Genomic DNA, 26,505 nt, shown 5'->3' on the forward strand with positions numbered 1-26,505 from the left:
CATCGAGGAGACACGAGAACCGTGACGGACATCGTCGACGAGCTGAAGTGGCGCGGGCTGTTCGCCCAGTCCACCGACGAGGACGCTTTGCGCAAGGCTCTCGCGGACGGTCCCGTCACGTTCTATTGCGGCTTCGACCCGACCGCGCCGTCGCTGCACGTGGGGCATCTGGTGCAGGTGCTCACCCTGCGCCGGCTCCAGCAGGCCGGCCACCGGCCGCTGGCGCTGGTCGGCGGGGCCACCGGGCAGATCGGTGACCCGCGCCCGACCGCCGAGCGCACGCTGAACTCGCCGGAGACCGTCGCGGGCTGGGTCGAGCGGCTGCGCGGCCAGATCGAGCCCTTCCTGGCCTTCGAGGGCGAGAACGCGGCCACGATGGTCAACAACCTCGACTGGACGCAGAACCTCTCCGCGATCGAGTTCCTGCGGGACATCGGCAAGCACTTCCGGGTCAACAAGATGCTGACCAAGGACTCGGTCGCCCGGCGCCTGGAGTCCTCGGAGGGCATCAGCTACACGGAGTTCAGCTACCAGTTGCTGCAGGCGATGGACTTCCTCCAGCTGTACCGGCGGTACGGCTGCACGATGCAGCAGGGCGGCAGCGACCAGTGGGGCAACCTCACGGCGGGTCTCGACCTGCTGCACCGGCTGGAGCCGGACGCCACGGCCCACGCCTACGCCACACCGCTGATGACGAAGGCGGACGGCACCAAGTTCGGCAAGACGGAGAGCGGCGCCGTCTGGCTGGACCCGGAGATGACGACGCCGTACGCGTTCTACCAGTTCTGGCTGAACGTGGACGACCGGGACATCTCCGGCTACATGCGGATCCTGTCGTTCCAGTCCCGCGAGGAGCTGGAGGAGCTGGAGCGGCAGACCGCCGAGCGGCCGCAGGCGCGGGCCGCGCAGCGCGCGCTGGCGGAGGAGCTGACGACGCTGGTGCACGGCGCGGACCAGACGGCCGCCGTGATCGCCGCGTCGAAGGCCCTCTTCGGCCAGGGTGAGCTGACGGAGCTGGACGACCGCACGCTGGCGGCGGCACTCTCCGAGGTGCCGCACGTCCGGGTGGGCGAGCTGCCCGCGGTCGTGGACCTGTTCGCCGAGGTCGGTCTGGCGCCGAGCAAGTCGGCCGCGCGGCGCACGGTGAAGGAGGGCGGCGCCTACGTGAACAACGTCAAGGTGACCGCCGAGGACGCCGTCCCCGCCGAGGAGGACCTGCTGCACGGGCGCTGGCTGGTGCTGCGCCGGGGCAAGAAGAACCTGGCGGCGGTGGAGGTCACGGCCGGCTGAGCCGGCGGCCCGCGAAGGGCGGTCCCCGGAAGACACCGGGCGCCGCCCTTCCGCTGTCGCGGGGAGTCGGGTCAGGCGCGCTGCTCTCCGTGCTTCCTGCGCTTCATCGTGGTGTACAGCATGTCCACGAAGAAGACGATCACGATGGCGGCGACCAGCTGGAAGATGTGCCGCCCCCAGTCGATGCCCCGGGTCTCCTCGATCCCGAAGCCCCGCGCGACGGCGTTGCCCGCGATGGCGCCGGCCATGCCACAGATGGTGGCCAGCCACAGCGGGATGTGCTGCTTGCCGGGGATCACCGCCTTGGCGATCAGACCGAGCACGAGTCCCACGATGATCGCCCACAACCAGCCCATGACTGCCTCCTCGTACGGCTTGACGCGAGCATTGCGACCAGTGTCGGACGAGAGGTGGTACGCCGCATGTCGGGCGTGGCGTACGCGCAACGGCGCAGGCCGTGCGGCCGGAGAGGGGCGGACCCGGGATCGTGACCGGGGTGGCAGCGGCGTACCGTGGACGTGGCGGTTCACCGGTTTCCCCGACCGGTCCGCGCGACGGTGGGGGCGGAGAAGGTCCGATACGGGTGGATGTGGAATGTGATGCGGAAGCAGCGTGCCGACGCCCAGGTGTTCCGGATCACCGGTGCCCGGACGGGCCTGGAGGAGGATGTGCGCGGGCGGCAGCGCCGGTACGTCATCTCGATGATCGTGCGTACGATCTCGGTCATCCTCGCGGCGACCCTGTGGGACGTGGAGCGGCATGTCGCGATCGTGGCGCTGGTGCTCGGGGCGGTGCTGCCGTACGTGGCGGTGGTGATCGCCAACGCCGGGCGCGAAAACGCGCCGTCGCTGCCGTCGACCTTCGTGACGACGCCGATGAAGCCGATGATCGCGCCGCCGCGGACGAATGACGGTTCAGCGGAATCCGATGCGGAGGACACGGCGTCCCGGACCGCGCCGGACGGACGAACGGAGCGGCCCGAGCGGTCGTGAAGATCGGGGTGTGAGGACGGACGGCGTCAAGGGGAAGACACTTCTGCGCCAAGCTCAAGAAAAGCTCAGATCAATCATGTGCGTACGGTGCCGGGGGCGGGGTGACCCGTGACATACTTCGTACGCGCTCCGCATCCCCCGTCGGAGCGACGGACCGACGCCGGGCAGCTCCCCCCGTGGCTGCTCGGCGTCGCCTCTTTTCCGCCGGGTTAGGGTCGGTGTGTGATGCTCCCCGATCCCGAGACTCCGATCTGTTCCGCCAAGGGGTGCCGTGCGGCAGCCGTGTGGGTGCTTGCGTGGAACAACCCCAAGGTGCATACCCCCGAGCGGCGGAAGACATGGCTCGCCTGCGACGAGCACCGGGAGCATTTGTCGCAGTTCCTGGGGATGCGGGACTTCCTGAAGGAGGTCGTTCCTCTGGAGGAGTGGGAGGCGCGGGACGGCTGACCGCCCTGTCCACGCGTGGTGCCGACCGTTCGCGGCCGAGGGCGCGTCGTGGCTGGCCGCGCTGCACCCCGCGCCCCCGGGGTGGTTGCCGGCGGCCCTGCCCGACGGCCTCCCCCGGACGGAACAGCTAGCCTCCGATCGCGGACATCGGCCGGTCCGGCTGGACGAACGCCGGGTCGTCCAGGCCCGCCCCCGCCTTCTTGCCCCACATGGCCTGCTTCCAGAGGCGGGCGATCTCCTCGTCGCCGGCGTCGGAGCGCAGTACCGCGCGCAGGTCGGTCTCCTCGGTGGCGAAGAGGCAGGTGCGGACCTGTCCGTCGGCGGTGAGGCGGGTGCGGTCGCAGGCGGAGCAGAAGGGGCGGGTGACGGAGGCGATGACGCCGACGCGGTGCGGGCCGCCGTCGACCAGCCAGCGCTCGGCCGGCGCCGAGCCGCGTGCCTGCTCGCCCTCGGGGGTCAGCTCGAAGCGGGTACGCAGGGAGGTGAGGATGTCCCCGGCGGTGATCATGCCGTCGCGCTTCCAGCCGTGCTGGGCGTCCAGGGGCATCTGCTCGATGAAGCGCAGTTCGTAGTCGTGCTCCACCGCCCAGGCCAGGAGGTCGGGGGCCTCGTCGTCGTTGAGCCCCGGCATCAGGACCGAGTTGACCTTGACGGGGGTCAGACCGGCCTCGCGGGCCGCGTGGAGGCCGTCGAGGACGTCCCTGTGGCGGTCACGGCGGGTGAGTGTCCTGAAAACGTCCGGGCGCAGGGTGTCGAGGGAGACGTTGACCCGGTCCAGGCCCGCCTCCTTGAGGGCGGTCGCGGTGCGCCGCAGGCCGATGCCGTTGGTGGTGAGTGACATCTGCGGCCGGGGCTCCAGGGCGGCGACGCGCGCGACGATGCCGGCCAGGCCGGGGCGGAGCAGCGGCTCGCCGCCGGTGAAGCGGACCTCCTCGATACCCAGGGAGGTGACGGCGATGCCGATGAGACGGACGATCTCGTCGTCGGTGAGCAGGTCGGGCTTGGCCAGCCACTGCAGCCCCTCCTCGGGCATGCAGTAGGTGCAGCGCAGATTGCACCGGTCCGTCAGCGAGACCCTCAGATCGGTGGCCACTCGGCCGTAGGTGTCAATGAGCACGTGGGCCCCCTCCCTCGACGCGGATCACTCCTGTCCCGTACCTGCGAGCGTACGCGACGCCTCCGACAACCCACATCGGCCGAAGGGGACGAGACACGCGGCGGCCGCGTCGCAGGGCCCTCCGGGGGTCCCACGACGCGGCCGCCGCGCGCGGTGCGGATGCGCGGATCAGTGGGCGCCGGTGCCGGTCAGCGACCGGACCTCCAGCTCCGCGAACTTCTTGACGTCCGGCTCCTCCTTGGACAGGACGGTGCCGAGCCAGCCCATCAGGAAGCCGAAGGGGATGGAGATGAGGCCCGGGTTCTGCAGCGGGAACCAGGCGAAGTCGACATCCGGGAACATCGAGTTCGCCGAGCCGGAGACCACGGGCGAGAACAGCACCAGGCCGACGGCGACGGTGAGACCGCCGTAGATCGACCACAGCGCGCCCTGGGTGGTGAACCGCTTCCAGAACAGGCTGTAGAGGATGGTCGGCAGGTTGGCCGACGCGGCGACCGCGAACGCCAGCGCGACCAGGCCGGCCACGTTGAGGTCGCGGGCCAGGGAACCGAGCGCGATGGAGACGACGCCGATGAGGACGGTCGCCCAGCGGGCCGCCCTCATCTCCTCCTTCTCCGTGGCCTGCCCCTTGCGGATGACGTTGGCGTAGATGTCGTGGGCGAAGGAGGACGAGGAGGCGAGGGTGAGCCCGGCGACCACGGCGAGGATCGTCGCGAAGGCGACCGCCGAGATGGTGGCGAGCAGGATCGCGCCCCAGGCCGAGTCGACGCCGCCCAGATGCAGGGCGAGCAGCGGGGCCGCCGTGTTGCCGGACGCGTTGGAGGAGATGATCTCCTCCTGTGAGATCAACGCTGCCGCGCCGAAGCCGAGGGCGATGGTCATCAGGTAGAAGCCGCCGATGATGCCGATCGCCCAGTTCACGGACTTACGGGCGGCCTTGGCGTTGGGCACCGTGTAGAAGCGGATCAGGATGTGCGGCAGGCCGGCGGTACCGAGCACCAGGGCGATGCCCAGGGAGAGGAAGTCCAGCTTGGTCATGCTGTCCACGCCGTACTTCAGGCCGGGCTCCAGGAAGGCCTCGCCCTTGCCGCTGTTCTCGGCCGCGCTGCCCAGCAGGTCGGAGATGTTGAAGTTGAACTTCAGCAGCACCAGGAACGTGATGAGGATCGTGCCGCCGATGAGCAGCACGGCCTTGACCATCTGGACCCAGGTGGTGCCCTTCATACCGCCGATGGAGACGTACACGATCATCAGGATGCCGACGAGGGCGACGATGAGGATCTTGCCCGCGTCGGAGGTGATGCCGAGCAGCAGCGAGACGAGGATGCCCGCGCCCGCCATCTGGGCCAGCAGGTAGAAGATCGACACGACGATGGTGGAGGTACCGGCGGCGGTGCGCACCGGCCGCTGTCGCATCCGGTAGGCGAGGACGTCACCCATCGTGTAGCGGCCGGAGTTCCGCAGCGGCTCGGCGACCAGGAGGAGGGCCACCAGCCAGGCGACCAGGAAGCCGATGGAGTACAGGAAGCCGTCGTAGCCGAAGAGGGCGATGGCGCCCGCGATGCCGAGGAAGGACGCGGCCGACATGTAGTCGCCGGAGACCGCGAGTCCGTTCTGGAAGGCACTGAACTGCCGTCCGCCCGCGTAGAAGTCGGCGGCGTCCTTGGTCTGCTTGCCGGCCCAGACGGTGATGCCGAGCGTCCCGAGGACGAACAGCGCGAACAGCGTGATGATGAGCGGACGGTGCTCGCTCGCCTCGTTGGCGGCGAGCTGGACGGTGATCATCGAGGGGCTCATGCGCCGCCCTCCATACGGGCCTTGATGGCCTCGGCCTTGGGGTCGAGTTTCGTCGCGGCGTGCCGGGAGTACCACCACGCGATGAGGAACGTGGTGGCGAACTGCAGCAGGCCGAAGACGAAGGCGATGTTGATGTTGCCGAACAGCTTGGTGCCCATGAAGCCGCCCGCGTAGCTGGAGAGCAGGACGTACATCAGGTACCAGATGATGAAGGCGATGGTCAGCGGGAAGGCGAAGGAGCGGTAGGAGCGGCGCAGTTCACCGAACTCAGCGCTCTCCTGCACCTCGGTGAACTCCTCGGGAGTGGGGAGTTTGTGTTGTTCTGTCGAGGGGGGCGGTGCTTCGGCGGCCACGGAGTCTCCTCGCGTTGGTTCTGTTCGGGCGGGGACGAAAGGCGAGTGTCCTCGGCCTTCCTGCTCAAGGGCACGGCGCCACGCGAGGACGGGTTCAACGGTCCGCGCTTCTTTTCCGCGGACGTTTTGCGAAGCCGTTTCCCGCAGATGATTGCTGGCCAGCGAGTGCGCGGGATAGCTTCGCCGTGCACCACCCCGTCATGTACCTGCCCGAGCGCCATCCGTGTCTCGGGCCGGTTTCGTTTCCGGATGATGTGGAGATCCCATGGCTCATCTGCGTTCCAGACGCCGGCTGGCCCTCGCCGTGCCCCTTGCACTGTCCCTGACCGCCTCGCTCGGTTTCCTGCCGGCGGCGGCCTCGGCGGCCCCGCGGACGGTGCCGGCCGGCCAGGCGGCGGACGCGCCCGCCCTGGCGTACGTCGTCAACACCACGGTGGACCGCCGCACGATCGCCTCCGTGGAGCGGGCGATCGCGAAGGCCGGCGGAACCGTCGTGGTCACCCACGACCGGATCGGTGTGATCGTCGCCCATTCGGCGAACCCGGACTTCGGCGAGGAGATCCGCCGGGCCCGCGGCGTGAAGTCGGCCGGCGCCACCCGTACCGCGCCGCTGACCCGCGCGGGGACGACGGACGAGGGCGCCGTCGACCATGTGACGGCCGCCGAGGCCGCGCGGACCCGGGCCGTCTCCGCCAAGACCCCAGGCAGCGAACCGCTCGAGGCCGACCAGTGGGACCTGCGGGCGATCGGCGCCGACAAGGCCGCGAGGATCAACCCGGGCAGCAGCAGGGTGACCGTCGCCGTGATCGACACCGGCGTCGACGACACCCACCCCGACCTGGCGCCGAACTTCTCGGCGTCCCAGTCGGCCAACTGCGTGGGCGGCAAGGCGGACACCAGCGAGGGCGCCTGGCGGCCGTACACGGACGACGACTACCACGGCACGCATGTGGCCGGTGAGATCGCCGCGGCCCGCAACGGCATCGGTGTCGCCGGTGTCGCGCCCGGCGTCAAGGTGGCCGGCATCAAGGTCAGCGACCCGGACAACGGCCTGTTCTACCCGGAGAACGTCGTCTGCGCGTTCGTGTTCGCCGCCGACCACGGTGTGGAGATCACCAACAACAGCTACTACGTGGACCCGTGGCTGTACAACTGCATGGACGACCCGGACCAGAAGGCGATCGTCGACGCGGTCAACCGGGCCCAGCTGTACGCGCAGCGCAAGGGCACACTGCACCTGGCCTCGGCCGGCAACTCCAACCACGACCTGGCCTCGGACGCCATCGACGACGCGTCCAGCCCGAACGACACCACGCCGGTCGAGCGCACCATCGACCCGGGCGAGTGCTACGACCTGCCCACCCAGCTGCCGGGCGTGGTCACCGTCAGCGCGACGGGGGCGCAGAACCTCAAGTCGTACTACTCCACGTACGGCCACGGAGTCGTCGACGTGGCCGCGCCCGGTGGCGACGGGCGCTACCAGACGCCGGACACCCCGTCGAAGAACGGCCGCATCCTCTCCACGATGCCGAACGGCGGGTACGCCTTCCTGCAGGGCACCTCGATGGCCTCGCCGCACGCCGCCGGTGTCGCCGCGCTCCTGAAGTCCAAGCACCCCTGGGCCACTCCGGCGGTGCTGCAGACACTGCTCAAGGTCCAGGCGGACAACCCCGGCTGCCCCGAGTCGTACGACCAGGACGGTGACGGCACGCAGGACGCGACATGCGAGGGCGGTGACCGGGTCAACGGTTTCTACGGGTTCGGCATCGTCGACGCGCTGCGCGCCGTCAAGTGAGCCCGTGGTCCCCCTCCCGCCCCGTCCGCCCCGCAACAGTGAACGAACTGGAGACTTCATGACAGTGTCTCAGCCGCGCCGCCGCCGCGCGCTCGTCCTCCCGGCCGGTATGGCCATGGCGACCGCGCTGGCGTTCCTGCCGAACACCGCGGCCACCGCGGCCACCGCCGCCCCGGCCGACGGCCGGCCGGCCGCCGCCACCTCCGGCACCACCGCGGAATCGCTCAGCTACGTGGTCAACGTGCGGGGCGGCCACGGCACCCCGGCGCACGTGAGGAAGGCGATCGCCAAGGCCGGCGGCACGATCGTGACGTCGTACGACAGGATCGGCGTCATCGTCGTCCACTCCTCGAACGCCGACTTCGCCAGGACCGTTCGCAAGGTACGCGGTGTGCAGTCGGCCGGTGCCACCCGGCACGCGCCGCTGCCGTCGGCGGCCACCGCGGACACGGTCACCCCGAAGGTGCTCGGCGCCGCCGAGATCGCCGAGGCGAGGGCCGACGCCGTGGACGGGCAGGACCCGCTCCAGGGACTCCAGTGGTCCCTGCCCGCCATCAAGGCGGACCAGGCGCACGAGAAGTCGCTGGGCAGCTCGCGGGTGACCGTCGCCGTCATCGACACCGGCGTGGACGACACCCACCCCGACATCGCGCCCAACTTCGACCGGGCCGCGTCGGTCAACTGTGTGACGGGCAAGCCGGACACCAGCGAGGGCGCCTGGCGGCCGGGCGCGCAGGAGAGCCCGCACGGCACGCATGTCGCCGGTGAGATCGCCGCCGCGAAGAACGGCATCGGCATGACGGGCGTGGCGCCCGGGGTGAAGGTCTCGGGCATCAAGGTGTCCAACCCGGACGGCTACTTCTACACCGAGGCCGTGGTCTGCGGCTTCATGTGGGCCGCCGAGCACGGGGTCGACGTCACCAACAACAGCTATTACACCGACCCCTGGTACTTCAACTGCAAGGACGACCCGGACCAGAAGGCGCTCCTCGAGGCCGTCACCCGGGCCACCCGGTACGCGGAGCGCAGGGGCGCGGTCAACGTGGCCGCGGCCGGCAACGAGAACTACGACCTCGCGGCCGACGAGATCACCGACCCGGTCTCCCCGAACGACGGCACCCCGTCCGACCGGGTGATCGACCCCGCCGAGTGCCTGGACATCCCGACCCAGTTGCCGGGTGTGGTGACGGTCGCCTCTACCGGCGCCAAGGGTCTGAAGTCGTCGTTCTCCAACTACGGCCGGGGAGTCATCGACATCGCCGCGCCCGGCGGCGACTCGACGGCCTATCAGACGCCGGCCCCGCCGGCCACCAGCGGCCTGATCCTGGGCACGCTGCCCGGCGGCAGGTGGGGTTACATGGCGGGCACGTCGATGGCGTCCCCGCATGTCGCGGGTGTCGCCGCGCTGATCAAGTCGAGGCATCCGTACGCCCCGCCGGCGCTGGTGAAGGCCCTGCTGTACGCCCAGGCCGACGCCACCGCCTGCACGGACCCGTACGACATCGACGGCGACGGCAAGGTCGACGCGGTGTGCGAGGGCCCGAGGAACCGCAACGGCTTCTACGGCTGGGGCACCGCCGACGCGCTGGACGCGGTGACGCGGTAGTCGCGCGGGACCGGTGAGAGAACGAGGGGCCGGGCGGATCCGCCCGGACCCTCGGCTGCTCCCGGGGGCGCGGTCCCGCCTGCCGGGCCGGTGCTGCACAGTGCTGCCATGACCGCTCTCACGTCCGTCTGGTCCGCCCTCGGCGGCGATCCCGCCCTCCTCGCCCGGGTGTCGGCCGTCGAACGGCCCGGTGTGCTGCCCGCCCGGCTGCCGGTGCGGGACCTGGCCCGCGCCTGTGTGGGCGCGTGCGCGCTGGCCGCCGCCGAGCTCGGGGCGCGGCGGGCGGGAGACGACGAGGTACCGGCGGTGCGGGTGGACGACGGGGCGGTGGCGACGGCGTTCGTCAGCGAGCGGCACCTGCTGGTCGGCGGCCGGGCCCCGGAGAGCTTCGCCCCGCTGTCGCGCCTCTGGCGTACGGCGGACGGGTGGGTGCGCACCCACGCCAACTATCCGCACCACCGGGCCCGGCTGCTCGACGCGCTGGGTGTGGCGGACGACCCGGACGCGGTGGCCCCGGCCGTCGCGGAGCGGTCCGCGCGCGAGATCGAGGAGACGGTGTACGCGGCGGGCGGCCTCGCCGTCGCCCTGCGTACGCCCGGGGAGTGGGCGGCGCACGAACAGGCCGCGGCGCTGCGGTCCCGTCCCCCGGTGGAGCTCTCGCGGCTGGACGCGTCCCCCGCGCGGGTGCTCACACGGGTGGGCCCAGGCCCGCTGCTGCCGGCCGCCGGACTGCGGGTGCTGGACCTCACCCGGGTCATCGCCGGCCCGGTCGCCACCCGCACCCTCGCCCTGCTCGGCGCGGACGTGCTGCGGGTGGACGCCCCGTGGCTGCCGGAACTCCCCGACCAGCACGCCGACACCGGCTTCGGGAAGCGGTCGGCGCTGCTGGACCTGGCCGCCGGCCGGGATCTCTTCGAGGAACTGCTGGCGACGGCGGACGTGGTGGTCACCGGGTACCGTCCGGGCGCCCTGGGCCGCTTCGGGCTGACCCCGCGGGAGCTCGCCGCGCGGCGTCCCGGAGTGGTGGTGGCCGAGCTGTCGGCGTGGGGCGCGTACGGGCCCTGGGACGGCCGGCGCGGTTTCGACAGCCTGGTGCAGGTGGCCACGGGAATCGCCTCGGCCGAGGCGCGGGAGGGCCGGCCCGGCGCGCTGCCGGCCCAGGCGCTCGACCACGGCACCGGGTACCTGCTGGCGGCCGGGGTGCTACGGGCCCTGACCGGCCAGACCGGCGAGGGCGGCAGCAGGCTCGTACGGGTGGCCCTGGCACGGACGGCGGGGTGGCTGCTGGAGGAGGCGGGGCACCTGCCGGAGGAGGCGGGCCACCCGCCGGAGAGAACGGGACGCCCGCCGGAGGGAACGGGCCACCCGCCGGAGGAAGCGGGGCGGGCGGGTGGGGCGGGTGCCGGTGAGGTGGGTCCCGGGCCGTGGCTGGCGGAGGCGGACAGTCCGCTGGGGCGGCTGCGGTACGCCCTGCCGCCGGTGTCGTTCGCCGGTGGCCCGCGCGACTGGGCGCGGCCGCCGGGGAGTTGGGGGGCGGATCCGGCGCGCTGGATGTGACGGCGGCGGCACACGCGCACGGAAGCACAATACGCACATTCCGCCCGGGACTTGCCCGATTGGTGTGATCTTGTGAAGATCCCGGGGTGACTCTGACGAAGCCCGTGCCCGGGGGGACCGGTGCACACAGGGGTACCCCGCGACCGGGTGCCGGGCGGGCCGCCGCCGTACTCGTGCTGGTGGTGCTGGGCGCGCTGATACCGCTCCTCGGCCCCGCCCCGGCGCTGCACGGCACCGGGGAGGAGGCGGCGCCCGGCACCGGCGGTACGGCCCTGCTCCGCACGCTGCTCTTCGCGGCGCTCGCCGTACCCGTCGGCGAACTGTTCGTACGACGGCTGGTCCGCTCCGTGCCGGGGGCTCCCGCCACCCTGCCCCCCAGCTGGTCGACGGCCGCGAACTGTGTCGGCCTGGCGGCCGCCGTCGCCCTCGCCGCCGTCGTGGCCGCCGGCAACCTCGTTCCCGGCAGCCTCGCCGACATCGACGTCGGCGGACTCCACGGCTCCCGGGACGGCAAGCTGGCCCTCCTGGAGGTCAACGGCTTCCTCGCGGCGGCCCTGTGCGCCGCCTCCGGCCGTCCCGCCACACAACTGTGGCCGCTGGCCGCGGTCGTCGTCGCGGAGGCGCTGCGCGCGCACCCGACGACCGAGTACAGCCCCCTGATCGGCTCCGGGCTGACCCTGGTGCATCTGACCTGCGCGTCGCTCTGGGTGGGTGGTCTGGTGTACGCGCTGCGGACGATGAGGGTGTGGGGGCGCGACGAGGCGGGCGGCGCGCTGCTGGGGCGCTACGCGCGCGTGGCGGCCGTGCTGCTGGCCGCCATCACCGCGACGGGAGTGTGCAGTTCACTGCGCCGGATGCCGGCGGGGAGCATCCTGGAACAGCTGACGGACACCGCGTACGGACGGGTCCTCCTCGCCAAGGTGATCCTCATGGCCGGCGTCGCCGCCCTCGCGCTGTGGGCGCGGATCCGGCTGGCCCGCGCGGCCGATCCGCTGACCGCGAGTTCACCCGCGCGGGCCGAGGTGTACGCGCTCGCCCTGGTGGTCGCGGTGTCAGGACTCCTGACGGCGCTTCCGGTGCCGATCCGCTGGTGACCGCGGGGCGGAAACGTCCGGGCACCTGTCCGTATGTGCCCCGGTATCCGAACAGGTGCCCCGCGCGGGGCACCTGACGGACAGCAGTGTCGGTCGCGGCCCGTATCCTCGTGAACCATGCTCGAAGACCTCACCGCCGCAGCCCCCTCCCCCGCCACGTGGCCGGCCGCGTATCCCCGGGGGTACGCGGTCGTCGACGTCGAGACCACGGGGCTGGCCCGGGACGACCGCATCATCTCCGCGGCCGTCTACCGGCTGGACGCGCGGGGCGAGGTCGAGGACCACTGGTACACGGTCCTCGATCCGGAGCGCGATCCGGGCCCGGTGTGGATCCACGGCCTGACGAGCGAGATACTCAAGGGGGCGCCCCGCTTCCAGGAGGTCGCCGCGGAGTTCGCGGCCCGGCTGGAGGGCCGGGTACTGGTCGCGCACAACGCCGTATTCGACTGGCAGATGATCGCCCGGGAGTACGCCCGCGCGCGCGGCGAGGCGCCGGTGAAGCAGCGGCTGTGCACCATCGCCCTCTCCAAGGAGCTGAAACTGCCGCTGCCCAACCACAAGCTGGAGTCCCTGGCCGCGCACTTCGGCGTCGTGCAGCAGCGGGCGCACCACGCGCTGGACGACGCGCGCGTGCTGGCGGAGGCGTTCCGGCCCAGTCTGCGGGCCGCGGCGGCGGGCGGTCTGCGGCTGCCGCTGCACGAGTGCCTGCCGCTGACCGAGTGGACGGACCGGCCCCGCATCGGACAGCAGGCCGGCCACGGCGGCCGGCATCCGGCCGGTTGGCGTCCGTCCCGGAAGCGGCCCGCGTGCCCCCACCCCAACCCGGGACGGTACGAACCGGGCAAGCGGCTCAAACAGGGCATGCGGGTGGCGTTCTCCGGAGACACCACCGTCGAGCGGGACCTGCTGGAGGACCGCGCGACCGAGGCCGGGCTGCACGTCGCCACCAGTCTGTCCCGGCTGACCAGCCTCCTGGTCACCAACGACCCCGACTCGGGGACGTCCAAGGTGGTCAAGGCCCGGCAGTACGGCACGCCGGTGGTCGACGAGGCGGCGTTCGGCCAGTTGCTCGGGGACGTCGAATCCGCCTGACCCGGCCGGGCGCGGCACGGCGTCCGGGCCGTACGGACGGGTGATTGGCGGGCGACTCGCCCGCCGCCCGCTCGCCCCGCGGCGGGCCGACCGCTCACGCTGTGCCCCATGGCGACATGTGAAGTGTGCGGCAACAGTTATGGAATGACCTTCGAGGTGCACGCGCAGGGCGGGGCGGTGCACGTCTTCGACTGCTTCGCCTGTGCGATCCACCGCATGGCCCCGATCTGCGAGCACTGCCGGGTGCGGATCATCGGCCAGGGCGTGGAGGCCGACGGGCACTGGTACTGCGGCGCCCACTGCGCCCGCGCGGAGGGGGCGGCGGGGATCGTCGACCGGGTGTGAAGGGACGTACCCGCGGACAAGCACCCCTCGGCGGAGTTGTACGGTCGGAGGGTGTACCGCTTTCTGTTGTCCCGCCAATGGGTGACCATCACCCTGGTCGCCCTGGTCCTCATCCCCACGATGATCTGGCTGGGCTTCTGGCAGATGGACCGCCATGACCAGCGCGCCGCCCGGAACCAACTGGTCACCGACGCGCTGGAGGCCGACCCGGTCCCGGTGGAGCGGCTCACCTCCCCGGGGCACGCCGTGACCCGGGCCGAGCGGTACCGCACCGTGACCGCCGTGGGCCGCTTCGACACGGATGACGAGGTCGTCGTCCGCCGCCGCACCAACGCCGACGACAAGGTCGGCTTCCACGTCCTCACCCCCTTCGTCCTCGACGACGGCCGAGTGCTGCTCGTCAACCGGGGCTGGATCCCCTCGGACGGGCCGAGCCAGACCGCCTTCCCCGAGGTTCCCGCTCCCCCGCGCGGCGAGATCACCATCCGGGGCCGGCTGATGCCCGACGAGACGACCGAGGCGAGCGGTATCAAGGACCTCGAGGGTCTGCCGGACCGGCAGGTCATGCTGGTCAACAGTGAGCAGGAGGCCGAGCGGCTCGGCGCCCGGGTGCTCGGCGGGTACCTGGCGCAGACGGCGCCCGAGCCGCGGGACGGCACTCCGGAGCAGCTGGGGAGCCCCGGCAAGGAGAACGCGGCGCTGAACTACGCGTACGCCGTCCAGTGGTGGCTGTTCGCGGTGGCCGTGCCGGTCGGCTGGGTCGTGCTGGTCCGCCGTGAGCGGCGGGAGCGGTCCGGGGCGGCGGCGGTGCCGGACGCCGGGGAGCCGGCACCCGCGGTGGTGTAGCCCGGCCCCGCCGGGCCCACGCACCGTGACCGGGAGGCACCGGTGCGTGGCACGGCCCGCGCTCCTCTCCCGGTGCGGGGCGCTCTGTGCGAGAGTGGCGCGGCGCGCCGGGCGGGTGGCCGTCCGCGCGGCGCGCCGGGCGGAGGAGCCATCCGTCCGTTGTCATCCGGACGGGCCCTCCGCGCAACTCTTCCCCGAGGGCACAGCACTCCAGGGACGGGGAGGTGACGCATGGCCGACGGCGCCATGACCGCGACGTTCCTCGCCGTGATCGGCGGGGCGTCGCTGCTCGCCGTCACCGCGCGACGGCTCCGGCCGAGCGACAGGCTGCCCTCGCTGGAGGGCTGGGCGCTGGCCGACCGGAGCCTCGGCCCCGGCTGGACCTGGCTGCTGCTCGGCGGGACGGTCTACACCGCGTACACCTTCACCGCCGTCCCGGGTCTGGTGTACGGCAACGGCGCCCCCGCCTTCTTCGCGGTGCCGTACACGGTGATCGTCTGTCCGCTGGCGTTCGTGCTGCTCAGCCGCTTGTGGAGCGTGGCCCGGCGGCACGGTTACATCACCGCCGCCGACTTCGTGCGCGGCCGCTACGGCTCGCCCCCGCTGGCCCTGGCCGTCGCGCTGACCGGGATCCTGGCGACGATGCCGTACCTGGCGCTCCAGCTGCTCGGCATCCGCGCGGTGCTCACCGCGGGCGGTCTGTATCCGCACGGCGCCACCGGGGACCTGGTGATGGTGGGGGTGTTCGCGGGTCTCGCCGTGGCCACCTACCGGCACGGGCTGCGGGCGCCGACGGTGATCTCCGCGATGAAGGCGGTGGCGGTGTTCGTCTCGCTGACCGCCGTCTGCTGGCTGGTACTGGAGCGGTTCGGCGGCCCCGGAGCGGTCTTCGACGGGGCGGCGCGCGCCCTCGGCGGTACGGACACGGCCCACTCGCCGCTGCTGCTCGCGCCGGACCAGCAGCCCGCCTACGCCACGCTGGCGCTCGGCTCCGCGCTGGCGCTGCTGATGTACCCGCATGTGCTCACCGCCGGGTTCGCCGCCGACGGGACGCGCACCCTGCGCAAGGTGTCAGCGGGGCTGCCCGCCTGGACCGCGCTGCTGGCGCTGTTCGGGTTCCTCGGCATCGCGGCGCTGGCGGCCGGGGTGCGGGCCCCCGAGGGCGGGGCCGAGGCGGCGGTGCCGATGCTGGTCGACCGGCTGATGCCGGGCCCGCTGGCCGGGCTGGTGTTCGGTGCGATCGTGGTGGGCGCGCTGGTGCCGGCGGCGGTGATGTCGATCGCCGCGGCGACCAGTTTCGTACGGAACGTGTACGTCGAGTACGTCCATCCGACGGCCACGCCGAAACGGCAGGTGCGGGTCGCCAAGGCGGTGTCGCTGACCGCGAAGCTCGGCGCCGTGGCGTTCGTGTTCGGCCTGCGCGACCAGGACGCCGTCAATCTCCAGCTGCTCGGCGGGGTGTGGATCCTGCAGATCTTCCCCGCGGTGGCCGTCGGGCTGTACACGCGGTGGCTGCATCCGCGGGCGCTGCTCGCGGGGTGGGCGGTGGGCATGGCCGCCGGAACGTTTCTGGTGGTGCGCGAGGGGTTCTCCTCCATCGTGCCGCTCGGTACGGGCGACGGACCGCTGGAGATCTACGCCGGGGTCGCCGCCCTGCTGCTCAATCTGACCGTCGCGGTGTCCGGCACCGCGGCCCTCGCACGGTTCGGTGTTCCGCGCGGCGCCGACGCCACCGACCTGTCGTCCCGGCTGACGGCCGGGCGACGTCCGGAGACGGGAGCGAACAACTCGTGAGACGCAGACCGCACGCCCGGACCGCCCTGCCGCCGGCCCCCACGTCACCTCCGCCCGCCGCGCCCCCGCCGCCTTCCGCGGTTCCGGCCGGGCCGCTCGGGCCCGCCGTCACCGGCGCCGCCGACCTGGAGCGGGAGGCCGGTGTCGCCCGCCTCTTCGAACTGCACTACTCCTCGATGCTGCGGCTCGCCGTGCTGCTCGGCGCCGACGACCCGGAGAACGTGGTCGCCGAGGCGTACTACCAGATCTACCGCAAGTGGCGGCGGCTGAAGGACGTGGCCGCCGCGGAGGCGTATCTGCGCTCCACGGTCTGCAATCTGACCCGGATGCGGATACGCCACCTCCAGGTCGCCCGCCGGCACGAGGAACACCCGCCGGCCCCGGCCGACCGGACGGTGGCCTCCGCCGAGAACACCGCGCTGCTCCACGACGACCAGCGGGTGCTGATCGGCGCCCTGCAGCATCTTCCGGCCCGGCAGCGCGAGGCTCTGGTGCTGCGGCACTGGCTCGGGCTGAAGGAGAGCGAGATAGCCGCCGCGATGGGCATCACCCGCGGCTCCGTCAAGACACACACCTCGCGCGGTATCGCCGCGCTGACCCAGGCGATGGAGGCCCGGCGATGACGCATCGAGACGCGACTCCGTCGCGTGGCACCAGCCCGGACCGCGCGGACCGCGGCCGGACCGAACCGCCCCGCCCGCCGGACGCGGAGCGCACCGAACGGGAACTGCGCGAGGCCCTCCGAGTGCTGGCCGGCGAGGTGCTGCCGGACCCCGACGCCTACCGCACCGCGCGCGGCGAGTGGCTGCGCCGGGAACGCCGGCGGCGGCTCGTGCTCACCGTACTCGTCGCGGTCGTCTTCACCCTGGCCACGCTGATCGGCCTGTGGGTGCTCAACCAGGCCCCCTCCCAGCCCGGAGTCATCTTCTCCGGTGACGGCGCCGCGGCGGCCGACGGCCCGTCACTCCTCCGGCTTCGCCCCTGATTGCCACGCCCGATGGACGGGAACCCGCACTCCGTGCACCGTATCGAGGACTACGCGCTCATCGGCGACGAACAGACCGCTGCCCTGGTGGGCGCGGACGGCTCGGTCGACTGGCTCTGCCTGCCCCGCTTCGACTCGGCGGCGTGCTTCGCACGGCTGCTCGGCGACGAGAACAACGGGCACTGGCGGATCGCTCCGGTCGGCGCGGACCGGTACACCCGCCGCTCCTACCGCGAGGACACCCTCGTCCTGGACACCGAGTGGGAGACCCCCGAGGGGGCGGTGCTGGTCACCGACCTGATGCCGCAGCGCCACCGCGCGCCCGACCTGGTCCGCATCGTGCAGGGTGTACGGGGTGAGGTGACCGTGCGCAGCACGCTCCGGCTGCGCTTCGACTACGGCTCGGTCGTGCCCTGGGTGCGCAGGGAGGACGGCCACCGGGTGGCGGTGGCCGGACCGGACTCGGCGTGGCTGCGCAGCGTCCCGGAGGTGCCCACCTGGGGCGAGGACCTGGGCACCCACTCGGAGTTCACCGTGAAGGAGGGCGAACGGGTCGCGTTCGTGCTGACCTGGCACCCCTCCCACGAGCCGCGGCCCGCGCTCGTCGATCCGTACGCCTCCCTGCGGCACAGCGTCAAGGACTGGCAGGCGTGGGCGCGCCGCTGCCGCTACGACGGCCCGCACCGGGACATGGTCGTCCGGTCGCTGATCACGCTCAAGGCGCTCACCTACCGTCCCACCGGCGGCATCGTCGCCGCGCCCACCACCTCGCTGCCGGAGGAGCCGGGCGGGGTGCGCAACTGGGACTACCGCTTCTGCTGGCTGCGGGACTCCACGCTGACCCTGCGCGCGCTGCTGGCCGCCGGGTACCAGGAGGAGGCGGAGGCGTGGCGCAACTGGCTGCTCCGTGCGGTCGCGGGCGACCCGGCGGACCTCCAGATCATGTACGGGCTCGCGGGCGAGCGGCGGCTGCCGGAGTTCGAACTGCCGTGGCTCTCCGGTTTCGGCGGGGCCAGACCGGTACGGGTCGGCAACGACGCGGTGAACCAGCTCCAGCTCGACGTGTACGGGGAGGTCATGGACTCCCTGGCGCTGGCCCGGCGTTCGGGGCTGTCCCCGCACCCGGACGTGTGGGCGCTGCAGTCGGTACTGCTGCGGTTCCTGCGTACGGCCTGGCGGCAGCCGGACGAGGGGCTGTGGGAGGTGCGCGGCGGACGGCGCCACTTCGTGCACTCCAAGGTGATGGTGTGGGTGGCCGCCGACCGCGCCGTGCGCGCCATGGAGGACTTCCCGGACCTGGAGGGGGACCTGGACGGCTGGCGCGAGCTGCGGGACGAGGTGCACCGGGAGGTGTGCGAGAAGGGGTACGACGCCGCGCGGAACACGTTCACGCAGTCCTACGGATCGTGTGAACTCGACGCGGCGCTGCTGATCATTCCCCGGGTGGGCTTTCTGCCGCCGGACGATCCGCGGGTGCTCGGCACCATCGAGGCGATCCGTGCGGAGCTGGGCCAGGACGGACTCGTACGCCGGTACACGCCGGACGCCGCGCGGGTCGACGGGCTGCCCGGTGAGGAGGGGACCTTCCTGGTGTGCTCGTTCTGGCTGGCGGACGCCCTGCACATGACGGGGCGGACCAAGGAGGCCCGCGAGCTGTTCGAACGTCTCCTCGGGCTCACCAACGACGTGGGGCTGCTGGCGGAGGAGTACGACCCGGTGGGCGGACGGCTGCTGGGGAACTTCCCGCAGGCGTTCAGTCACATCGGTCTGGTCAACACCGCCCTCGCCCTGTTCGGCGCCGAGGGGGCAGGATAGACGTCATGGATCTTGGGCTGAAGGACCGGGTGTACGTCGTCACCGGGGCGACCCGCGGGCTGGGCAACGCCTCCGCGCGCGAGCTCGTCGCCGACGGTGCGAAGGTGGTCGTCACGGGGCGTGAGGAGAAGTCCGTCGCGGAGGCGGCGGCCGCGCTGGGGCCGGGCGCGGCCGGGGTGGCCGTCGACAACGCCGACCCGTCGGCGCCGGAGCGGCTGATCGCGGCCGCGCGGGAGCGGTTCGGGCGCTTCGACGGCATGCTCGTCAGCGTGGGCGGACCGCCGCCGGGGTTCGTCGCGGACACCACGGACGAGCAGTGGCGGTCGGCGTTCGAGTCGGTGTTCCTGGGCGCGGTGCGGATGGCGCGGGCGGCGGCGGGAGAGCTGGGCGCGGGGGGTGTCATCGGGTTCGTGCTGTCGGGGTCGGTGCATGAGCCGATTCCCGGGCTGACGATCTCGAACGGGCTGCGCCCTGGGCTGGCCGGCTTCGCCAAGTCGCTGGCGGACGAGCTGGGGCCGCGGGGGATCCGGGTGGTGGGGCTGCTGCCGGGGCGGATCGACACGGACCGGGTGCGGGAACTGGACGCGTTGTCCGCGGACCCGGGGGCGACGCGGCAGGCCGCGGAGTCACGGATTGCGCTGCGGCGGTACGGGACGCCGGAGGAGTTCGGTCGTACGGCGGCGTATCTGCTGTCGCCGGCGGCTTCCTATCTGTCGGGGGTGATGGTGCCCGTGGACGGGGGTTCCCGGCACGGGTTCTGACGCGGGGCGGGCCGGTGGGGTGGGCGTACGAGCGCGGGGCGCGGGGGCGGGGCAGGGTGTGTTCGCGCTGCCCGGCGCTTTCGGGGTGTCTCCCCCACTGGGGGAGACCCGACTGCCCGCGGGAACGGGCGGGTGCGGGCTGCGGACTGCGGGCTGCGGGCTGCAGGTCAGGTCACTCGTTCGGGGCGGTGTTTCTGGGCGTGGAGGCGGGCCTCCGTCGGGAGGGTGGCCAGACCTGTCGCGTCGCGGGCGTGAGCGAGGGCGCCCGTGGTGAGGGTGTGCAGGGCGGCGCCGGGCCCGACGTGGGGTTCCAGGGTGAGGAGCACCCGCGTCCGGGCACCGCCCCGGCCGCCGGTGAGCGCGACGTGCGCCTGTGCGACCCCGTCCAGGCCGTTCGCCTCCTCCGCCATGGCGTGTTCCAGCGCCCTGCCGCGCAGTGCCGCGCCCTCGCCGTCACCGGTGTCGACCAGGATCTCCGCCAGTCGCCGCCGGCGCACCACCGCGACCAGCCACCACAGACAGAGCAGGACGACCACGGCGAGGACGGCGATGACGACCGGCCACCACCAGGTCTGGTCCCGCCACCGGGTCCGCTCGGCTCCGTCCAGCAGTACGTCGCCGCGTCCGTGGTGCAGCCACCAGGAAGGGGCCGGCGCCCCCAGGCCGATCGCCAGCACGGAACCGCCGAGGGCGATCAGCACCAGACCGGCGATCGCGAGCAGCACACGGTTGACACCCTTGGACACCGCTACCGTTCCTTCCGTCCGGGCCGCCGCACACGCAGCGACAGGGTGGGCGGCCGGGCCAGGCCCAGCCCTTCGGCCGCCTCGTCGAGTACCGCGGTCACGTCGGCCCGTACGTCGTCCAGTTCGCGGAAGTGCGACACCGCGCGGACATCGGCGCGGCTCCGCCCCATCCTGACCCGCGCCGACTGCACGCCGGCCACCGCCATGACCCGGTCGCGCAGCACCATCGCGGCGGCGTCGCGGTTCAGTCCCGCGCGTACGTCGGGATGAGTGCGGCGCATCGGGAGCAGGGAACGCAGGCCGGGTGTCACGGCGAGCAGGAGCAGCCAGAGCCCGAGCGCGGCCGCGACGGCCGCGCCGGTCAGCACCCAGACGTCGTCCAGGGGCCGCCGCGCCAGTTGCCGGGCCAGCTCCCTGCGCCAGCTCATCCCGTCCCGCTGGGCGCGCACGGCGACGATGTCGTACAGGAACGCGCCCGCGATCACCAGGATCGCCAGCGCCAGCAGGCCCGCGGGGACCCGGCGGGCCGACCAGAACCGCCGGTGCCCGTCGTCGCGCCGGCCGGCGCCGGCCGGTCCCGCGCGGGCGGGGGATTCTGTTCCACGGCCGTGCCGTGGGGGTCGCTCATCGCGTCCTCCCGTGCTCCGTGCCGGATCCGGCCAAGGGATGCAGCCGTTCCACCTGGACCGCGACCTCGGGCACGGCCATGCCGGTCAACGTGCGTACCCGGTCGACCACGTGGCGCCGTACCCGACGGCACCGGCCGCCGATGTCGCCGGGGTAGTCGAGTTCGATGTGCACACGGATCCGGGCGGCGTCATGACGCACGGCCACATGCGCGTGCGGCGGCGCGGCGTCCGGCGGCAGGGTGCCGACCGCCTCGCGGGCCGCCTGCGAGGCGATCTTCGCGACCACCCGGTCGGCGATCCTGGTCTCCCCGCGCTCGCCCGCCGCGACGGCCCGGGGACTTCCGCCGAGTCCGACGGTGCCCGTGCTCACCGCCGTCACCGCCGCCGTTCGTCACGAGGACGGAAGAAGTCGCCGAGTTCCAGGTCACCCTCGAGGAACCGCCCGACGACGAAGCCGACGGCGCCCAGGGCAGCCACCAGCAGGAAGGCCCCGAAACCGCCGAAGTATCCGGCGAAGCCCAGAGCCATGCCGGCGATCATGCCGACCACGGCCATGTTCATGGTGCGCTCCTCCACTCCACACTCACCGGCTCCTACTGAAGACGGGACTCCTGCTGCTCCTCTTCCTCCTCCTCGGGCAGTTTCACGTCACTCACCGCGATGTTGACCTCGACCACCTCCAGGCCGGTCATCCGCTCGACCGCCGCGACGACGTTCTCCCGTACGTCCCTGGCGACATCGGCGATGGACACGCCGTAGTCGACGACGATCTCCAGGTCGAGCGCCGTCTGCACCTCGCCGACCTCGGCCTTCACACCGCGCGTCACCGACTTCGTGCCGCCGGGCACCCGGTCGCGTACCGCCCCGAAGGTCCGCGACAGTCCGCTGCCCATGGCGTGCACGCCGAGCACGTCCCGGGCGGCCAGGCCGGCGATCTTCTCCACGACCCCGTCGGCGATGGTGGTGCGGCCACGGGTGGAGGGGTCACCTCCGCCGCGCCGGGCCGCCTGGCCCTTGCGCGGGGCGGTTTCGAGGTTCTTCTCCGGGTCGGATGCCTGTGCGCCCGAACCTGAGTCGGTCATGTCGGTCATCGCCGTACATCCCTTCGGTCGTCCTCCTCCGACAACCGTAAGCACGGTTGCCGGGTATCGCGCCAGGAATGCGGCAGGCTGGAGGAGTGACGGCGGACCGATGGACGCACGCGGTGCGACAGCAGGTGGGGCTGGGCAGGCTCGTGCCCCTGGGCGGAGCGCGCGACGGCGCGTGGATCGCGGAGCGGGCGGCGGCGGTACTGCTGCGCCACGCGGTGGCGCGGGACACGCCCGGCGTACGCCTGGACGGGTTGCGGATCGGGCTCGCGGGACCACAGGACGCGGACGGGCCGGCCGTGCCGCCGCCGCCCGGCGCACTGCCACCGGGGCCGCTGCGGCTGGCCGCGCGGTTCGCGGCCACTGCCGCCCAGCCGCTGCCGGTGACCGCGTCCGGTCTGCGTGCGGCGCTGGCCGGGGCGGCCGCGGAGCGGATCGGGCTGGCGGTGACGGAGGTGGACCTGTGCGTGACGGAGCTGCTGGACACCGAGCCGCCGACGCCGCCCGCCCCGCTGGCGCGCGAGCCCGAGCCGGCCTCCGAGCCGGCCTCTGGTCCGGCCGGCCCCGGCGACCCGGAGGCGGGCCGGGTCGCGGTCGCCGCGCTCGCCGTCCCCGGGGTGACGCGGCTGACGGGCGGGCCGGCCCGCCCGGTCCGTCGGGCCGGACATCAGGACGGTGCGGCCCTGCCCCGCCGGCATGTGCGCGTGGACCTCGCCGTCCGGATGGACCACCGCCCCCTGGAGGTGGCCCGGGCGGTCCGGGAGGCCGTGTCGGCGGCCCTGCCGGACCGGCCGACGGTGTCCGTCCTGGTCACCGCCCTCGACTGACCGGCCACCGGGCCCCGCACCGGGACGGAGCACGCGGCACTGTCCTTTCGGCTGCGCCGGTGGGCCGTCGCGGCGGGCGGGACCCGTGGCCGTCCGGTCCGGGACGGATCCGGGCGGGCAGCAGCACCCGCGGCCCCGCTCGTTCACCACGCGCCTCACCGGACGAAGCCACGCCGGTCTCACAGCCCGCTCCCGCGCGGCCGGGCGGGTGACCGCCGTCCGCGAAGTGTCCTGGGGAGTGTCAGGCCGGTCCGGCCGGCGGCAGGTGTCCGCCGCCGGGGCGCGGGCGTCGTCCGGGTGCTACTCGCCGAGGCCGGCCAGGTCGCGCAGGCGGCGGGCCTGGGCGGCCCGTTCCGCGACGCGCTGCTCCTCGTAGGTGCGGTCCTGGGCGCCGCGCAGGAGGGTCTTCGTCTCGATGACGGCGTCCCGGGGGGCGGCCAGCAGCGCGGCGGCGAGGTCCTGGACGGCCGCGTCCAGGTCGGCCGCGGGCACGGCGACGTTGGCCAGGCCGGTATGTACGGACTCCTCGGCCGTGACGAAGCGCCCGGTCGCGCAGATCTCCAGGGCGCGGGCGTAGCCGACGAGGCCCACCAGGGGGTGGGTGCCGGTCAGGTCGGGGACGAGTCCGAGGCCGGTCTCGCGCATGGCGAACTGCACGTCGTCCGCGACGACGCGCAGGTCGCAGGCGAGGGCCAGCTGGAATCCGGCTCCGATGGCGTGCCCCTGCACGGCGGCGATGGACACGATGTCGCTGCGCCGCCACCAGGTGAACGCCTCCTGGTACACGGCGATGGTGGCGTCCAGTTCGGCGTCGTCACCGCGCGCGAGGTCGAGGAACGACGGCTCGCCCTCGATTCCCTCGGGAGAGAGCATCTGCCGGTCGAGCCCGGCGGAGAAGGACTTGCCCTCGCCGCGGAGCACCACGACCCGGACGGAGCCGGGCAGCAGCCGGCCCGCCTCGGTCAGCGCCCGCCACAGAGCGGGGCTCTGCGCGTTGCGCTTGGCCGGGTTGGTCAGCGTCACCGTGGCGATCGCGTCGTCGACGGTGAGCCGTACGCCGTCCTTGTCGAGTACCGGACCGAGGTCCTGGGCGGACGAAGCCATGGGGCGCCTCCGATGGGTGCGGTCATGTAAGTGACTGCACAGTAACCACCCGGCCGGCCAATCGGCCGACCGGGTGGCCACCATCGGGTTTCGTGGCGCCGGGATCAGGCCGACGGGGCCTTTTTGCCCCGTGTCGCCCCGCCACGCCCTCGCAGCGTGACGCCCGACTCGCTGAGCATGCGGTGCACAAAGCCATACGAGCGGCCGGTCTCCTCGGCCAACGCCCGGATGCTCGCACCGGCGTCGTACTTCTTCTTCAGGTCTGCCGCGAGCTTGTCGCGCGCGGCGCCGGTCACCCGGCTGCCCTTCTTCAGAGTCTCGGCCACCCGTGCCTCCTCATGGGAAGTGCGCTCTGGTCTCCTCATGATCACCCCTTCCGGCCCTCATGGCCACCCATTCGGCAAGGTCGATGAGACAAGGTGGTGACGACAGGAGCGCGTCCGCACATTCGGAACCAGTGATTCCGGCCGGCCCCGTCGATACCTCCCACCGGCTTCCCTCGAGAAGCACCAGGTCAGGGAGGCGCGACGGCCGGGCCCCGGTTCACCGGGGGCCCGGCCGCGAAATCCGTGTAGGACACACCTCGGGATGAGGAGATCTCACTCGATTGATGGATCACCGATGGGCCGAATGATCCATACGCAGTGGATCACGCCCGCGGTCACCCGGGGCCGGCGCCCCGGGCGTGGCTCAGGCGAGAGCGACCAGGTCCGCGTAGTCGGCGCCCCACAGGTCCTCGACACCGTCCGGCAGCAGGATGATCCGCTCCGGCTGGAGCGCCTCCACGGCGCCCTCGTCGTGGGTGACGAGGACGACCGCGCCCTTGTACGTGCGCAGCGCGCCGAGGATCTCCTCGCGGCTGGCCGGGTCCAGGTTGTTGGTCGGCTCGTCGAGGAGCAGCACGTTGGCCGAGGAGACCACGAGGGTCGCCAGCGCCAGACGGGTCTTCTCACCGCCGGAGAGGACGCCGGCGGGCTTGTCCACGTCGTCGCCGGAGAACAGGAACGAGCCGAGCGTCTTGCGGACCTCGACCAGGTCGAGATCGGGGGCGGCGGAGCGCATGTTCTCCAGGACCGTGCGGTCCGGGTCGAGGGTCTCGTGCTCCTGCGCGTAGTAGCCGAGCTTCAGGCCGTGGCCCTCGATGACCTGGCCGGTGTCGGGCTTCTCGGCGCCGCCGAGAAGGCGGAGCAGGGTGGTCTTGCCCGCGCCGTTGAGGCCGAGGATGACGACGCGGGAGCCCTTGTCGATGGCCAGGTCCACGTCGGTGAAGATCTCCAGCGAGCCGTAGGACTTCGACAGTCCCTCCGCCATGAGCGGGGTCTTGCCGCACGGGGACGGCTCGGGGAAGCGCAGCTTGGCGACCTTGTCCGACTTCCGCTCCGCCTCCAGGCCGGCCAGCAGCTTGTCCGCCCGGCGGGCCATGTTCTGCGCGGCGACGGTCTTGGTGGCCTTGGCGCGCATCTTGTCGGCCTGCGAATGCAGCGCGGACGCCTTCTTCTCGGCGTTCTGCCGCTCGCGCTTGCGGCGCTTCTCGTCGGCCTCGCGCTGCTGCTGGTACAGCTTCCAGCCCATGTTGTAGACGTCGATCTGGGCGCGGTTGGCGTCCAGGTAGAACACCTTGTTGACGACCGTCTCGACCAGATCGACGTCGTGGGAGATCACGATGAAGCCGCCGCGGTAGGTCTTGAGGTAGTCGCGCAGCCAGACGATCGAGTCGGCGTCGAGGTGGTTGGTCGGTTCGTCGAGCAGCAGGGTGTCCGCGTCGGAGAACAGGATCCTGGCGAGCTCGACGCGGCGGCGCTGACCGCCGGAGAGGGTGTGCAGGGGCTGGCCGAGCACGCGGTCGGGCAGGTTCAGCGCGGCGGCGATGGTCGCGGCCTCGGCCTCGGCGGCGTATCCGCCCTTGGTGAGGAACTCGGTCTCGTGGCGCTCGTACTGCTTGAGGGCCTTCTCACGGGTGGCGCCCTGCCCGTTGGCGATGCGCTGCTCGTTGTCGCGCATCTTGCGGATCAGCGTGTCGAGGCCGCGGGCGGAGAGGATGCGGTCGCGGGCGAGGACGTCGAGGTCGCCGGTGCGCGGGTCCTGGGGCAGGTAACCGACCTCGCCGGAGCGGGTGACCGTACCGGCGGCGGGGATACCCATGCCGGCGAGGACCTTGGTGAGGGTGGTCTTGCCCGCTCCGTTACGGCCGACCAGGCCGATGCGGTCGCCCTTGGCGATGCGGAAGGTGGCGCTTTCGATGAGCACACGGGCACCGGCGCGCAGCTCGATGCCGGAGGCGGAGATCACGGACAGACTCCAGGGCAGGTAAGGGTTGGCGGTGGGCGGCTGAGGACGTTCCCGCCGTCTAATGCGCGAGGAGAATGGCCATACGGGCCATTCTAACGGGGCCCTGCAACACCTTTTCCGGGTGCGGGCGGCCCGG

27 protein-coding genes and 1 pseudogene are annotated in these 26,505 nt (G+C 72.6%); 16 read left to right on the forward strand and 12 right to left on the reverse strand.

Features of this window, described 5'->3' with window-relative positions:
* The first annotated feature begins 21 nt into the window (after window positions 1-21).
* Complete coding sequence (gene tyrS, locus HTV45_RS06740) at window positions 22-1,290, forward strand: tyrosine--tRNA ligase (protein WP_215204704.1); 1,269 nt, start codon at window positions 22-24, stop codon at window positions 1,288-1,290.
* Between the two features lie 71 nt (window positions 1,291-1,361).
* On the opposite strand, the gene HTV45_RS06745 is transcribed toward tyrS, so the two are convergent.
* A complete protein-coding gene (locus tag HTV45_RS06745; protein ID WP_215204705.1) occupies window positions 1,362-1,646 on the reverse strand; it encodes a GlsB/YeaQ/YmgE family stress response membrane protein in 285 nt (94 codons plus the stop codon).
* A gap of 243 nt (window positions 1,647-1,889) precedes the next feature.
* On the opposite strand from HTV45_RS06745, the gene HTV45_RS06750 reads away from it, so the two are divergent.
* Both HTV45_RS06750 and HTV45_RS06755 read left to right on the forward strand, forming a co-directional pair.
* Window positions 1,890-2,282, forward strand: coding sequence for a DUF3099 domain-containing protein (locus HTV45_RS06750; protein ID WP_215204706.1), 393 nt, complete (start codon window positions 1,890-1,892; stop codon window positions 2,280-2,282).
* Between the two features lie 225 nt (window positions 2,283-2,507).
* Window positions 2,508-2,729 (forward strand): hypothetical protein, encoded by a 222-nt coding sequence (locus tag HTV45_RS06755; protein WP_215204884.1) that lies wholly within the window; start codon window positions 2,508-2,510, stop codon window positions 2,727-2,729.
* A gap of 127 nt (window positions 2,730-2,856) precedes the next feature.
* Here the strand turns inward: HTV45_RS06755 and moaA are convergent, their stop codons facing one another.
* The 3 genes from moaA to HTV45_RS06770 form a co-directional block, all read right to left on the reverse strand.
* On the reverse strand, window positions 2,857-3,846 hold the full coding sequence (gene moaA / locus HTV45_RS06760) for a GTP 3',8-cyclase MoaA (RefSeq protein ID WP_215204707.1): 990 nt from the start codon (window positions 3,844-3,846) through the stop codon (window positions 2,857-2,859).
* A 168-nt stretch (window positions 3,847-4,014) separates the two neighbouring features.
* Window positions 4,015-5,643, reverse strand: coding sequence for a cation acetate symporter (locus HTV45_RS06765; protein WP_215204708.1), 1,629 nt, complete (start codon window positions 5,641-5,643; stop codon window positions 4,015-4,017).
* Entirely contained in the window at window positions 5,640-5,996 is a 357-nt protein-coding gene (locus HTV45_RS06770; RefSeq protein WP_215204709.1) for a DUF485 domain-containing protein, read from the reverse strand. Before HTV45_RS06770 ends, HTV45_RS06765 begins: the two co-directional genes overlap by 4 nt.
* A 265-nt stretch (window positions 5,997-6,261) precedes the next feature.
* On the opposite strand from HTV45_RS06770, the gene HTV45_RS06775 reads away from it, so the two are divergent.
* From HTV45_RS06775 to HTV45_RS06830, 12 genes are all read left to right on the forward strand, one after another.
* Entirely contained in the window at window positions 6,262-7,791 is a 1,530-nt protein-coding gene (locus HTV45_RS06775; protein WP_215204710.1) for a S8 family serine peptidase, read from the forward strand.
* Between the two features lie 58 nt (window positions 7,792-7,849).
* Window positions 7,850-9,397, forward strand: coding sequence for a S8 family serine peptidase (locus tag HTV45_RS06780; RefSeq protein ID WP_215204711.1), 1,548 nt, complete (start codon window positions 7,850-7,852; stop codon window positions 9,395-9,397).
* Window positions 9,398-9,505: 108 nt separating this feature from the next.
* The gene (locus HTV45_RS06785; RefSeq protein ID WP_215204712.1) at window positions 9,506-10,954 is read left to right on the forward strand and encodes a CoA transferase; all 1,449 of its coding nucleotides are present in this window, start codon (window positions 9,506-9,508) and stop codon (window positions 10,952-10,954) included.
* Window positions 10,955-11,127: 173 nt separating this feature from the next.
* The gene (locus tag HTV45_RS06790) at window positions 11,128-12,048 is read left to right on the forward strand and encodes a CopD family protein (protein WP_308309275.1); all 921 of its coding nucleotides are present in this window, start codon (window positions 11,128-11,130) and stop codon (window positions 12,046-12,048) included.
* A gap of 117 nt (window positions 12,049-12,165) precedes the next feature.
* On the forward strand, window positions 12,166-13,140 hold the full coding sequence (locus HTV45_RS06795) for a DEDDh family exonuclease (RefSeq protein WP_215204714.1): 975 nt from the start codon (window positions 12,166-12,168) through the stop codon (window positions 13,138-13,140).
* A gap of 108 nt (window positions 13,141-13,248) precedes the next feature.
* Window positions 13,249-13,485: a hypothetical protein gene (locus HTV45_RS06800; RefSeq protein ID WP_215204715.1), complete on the forward strand. Its 237-nt coding sequence runs from the start codon at window positions 13,249-13,251 to the stop codon at window positions 13,483-13,485.
* Window positions 13,486-13,536: 51 nt separating this feature from the next.
* Complete coding sequence (locus HTV45_RS06805; protein ID WP_215204716.1) at window positions 13,537-14,331, forward strand: SURF1 family protein; 795 nt, start codon at window positions 13,537-13,539, stop codon at window positions 14,329-14,331.
* Between the two features lie 231 nt (window positions 14,332-14,562).
* Window positions 14,563-16,125 (forward strand): sodium:solute symporter, encoded by a 1,563-nt coding sequence (locus tag HTV45_RS06810; protein WP_215204717.1) that lies wholly within the window; start codon window positions 14,563-14,565, stop codon window positions 16,123-16,125.
* A 125-nt stretch (window positions 16,126-16,250) separates the two neighbouring features.
* Window positions 16,251-16,748: a sigma-70 family RNA polymerase sigma factor gene (locus HTV45_RS06815; protein ID WP_251691568.1), complete on the forward strand. Its 498-nt coding sequence runs from the start codon at window positions 16,251-16,253 to the stop codon at window positions 16,746-16,748.
* On the forward strand, window positions 16,745-17,110 hold the full coding sequence (locus HTV45_RS06820) for a hypothetical protein (RefSeq protein ID WP_215204719.1): 366 nt from the start codon (window positions 16,745-16,747) through the stop codon (window positions 17,108-17,110). The genes HTV45_RS06815 and HTV45_RS06820 overlap by 4 nt, the downstream gene beginning before the upstream one ends.
* A 33-nt stretch (window positions 17,111-17,143) precedes the next feature.
* A complete protein-coding gene (locus tag HTV45_RS06825; RefSeq protein WP_215204885.1) occupies window positions 17,144-18,925 on the forward strand; it encodes a glycoside hydrolase family 15 protein in 1,782 nt (593 codons plus the stop codon).
* 5 nt (window positions 18,926-18,930) lie between these two features.
* Complete coding sequence (locus HTV45_RS06830) at window positions 18,931-19,686, forward strand: SDR family oxidoreductase (RefSeq protein ID WP_215204720.1); 756 nt, start codon at window positions 18,931-18,933, stop codon at window positions 19,684-19,686.
* 167 nt (window positions 19,687-19,853) lie between these two features.
* On the opposite strand, the gene amaP is transcribed toward HTV45_RS06830, so the two are convergent.
* From amaP to HTV45_RS06855, 5 genes and pseudogenes are all read right to left on the reverse strand, one after another.
* On the reverse strand, window positions 19,854-20,432 hold the full coding sequence (gene amaP / locus HTV45_RS06835; protein ID WP_215204721.1) for an alkaline shock response membrane anchor protein AmaP: 579 nt from the start codon (window positions 20,430-20,432) through the stop codon (window positions 19,854-19,856).
* 2 nt (window positions 20,433-20,434) lie between these two features.
* Window positions 20,435-20,974 (reverse strand): annotated as a pseudogene (locus tag HTV45_RS06840) (DUF6286 domain-containing protein); the annotation flags it as partial.
* Window positions 20,975-21,056: 82 nt separating this feature from the next.
* A complete protein-coding gene (locus HTV45_RS06845) occupies window positions 21,057-21,440 on the reverse strand; it encodes an Asp23/Gls24 family envelope stress response protein (RefSeq protein WP_215204722.1) in 384 nt (127 codons plus the stop codon).
* Entirely contained in the window at window positions 21,437-21,622 is a 186-nt protein-coding gene (locus HTV45_RS06850) for a hypothetical protein (RefSeq protein ID WP_215204723.1), read from the reverse strand. The genes HTV45_RS06845 and HTV45_RS06850 overlap by 4 nt, the downstream gene beginning before the upstream one ends.
* Window positions 21,623-21,654: 32 nt before the next feature.
* The gene (locus HTV45_RS06855) at window positions 21,655-22,152 is read right to left on the reverse strand and encodes an Asp23/Gls24 family envelope stress response protein (protein ID WP_215204724.1); all 498 of its coding nucleotides are present in this window, start codon (window positions 22,150-22,152) and stop codon (window positions 21,655-21,657) included.
* Between the two features lie 86 nt (window positions 22,153-22,238).
* On the opposite strand from HTV45_RS06855, the gene HTV45_RS06860 reads away from it, so the two are divergent.
* Window positions 22,239-22,976, forward strand: a complete 738-nt coding sequence (locus HTV45_RS06860; protein WP_308309241.1) for a nucleopolyhedrovirus P10 family protein — start codon at window positions 22,239-22,241, stop codon at window positions 22,974-22,976.
* 300 nt (window positions 22,977-23,276) lie between these two features.
* On the opposite strand, the gene HTV45_RS06865 is transcribed toward HTV45_RS06860, so the two are convergent.
* The 3 genes from HTV45_RS06865 to HTV45_RS06875 all read right to left on the reverse strand — a co-directional run bounded on the left by HTV45_RS06865 (window position 23,277) and on the right by HTV45_RS06875 (window position 26,369).
* On the reverse strand, window positions 23,277-24,080 hold the full coding sequence (locus tag HTV45_RS06865) for an enoyl-CoA hydratase/isomerase family protein (protein WP_215204726.1): 804 nt from the start codon (window positions 24,078-24,080) through the stop codon (window positions 23,277-23,279).
* Window positions 24,081-24,184: 104 nt separating this feature from the next.
* The gene (locus tag HTV45_RS06870; RefSeq protein ID WP_029385158.1) at window positions 24,185-24,406 is read right to left on the reverse strand and encodes a helix-turn-helix domain-containing protein; all 222 of its coding nucleotides are present in this window, start codon (window positions 24,404-24,406) and stop codon (window positions 24,185-24,187) included.
* A 364-nt stretch (window positions 24,407-24,770) separates the two neighbouring features.
* On the reverse strand, window positions 24,771-26,369 hold the full coding sequence (locus HTV45_RS06875) for an ABC-F family ATP-binding cassette domain-containing protein (RefSeq protein ID WP_215204727.1): 1,599 nt from the start codon (window positions 26,367-26,369) through the stop codon (window positions 24,771-24,773).
* Window positions 26,370-26,505: the final 136 nt, after the last annotated feature.

The organism is Streptomyces sp. CHD11, from assembly GCF_018638295.1.
Classification (GTDB): domain Bacteria; phylum Actinomycetota; class Actinomycetes; order Streptomycetales; family Streptomycetaceae; genus Streptomyces.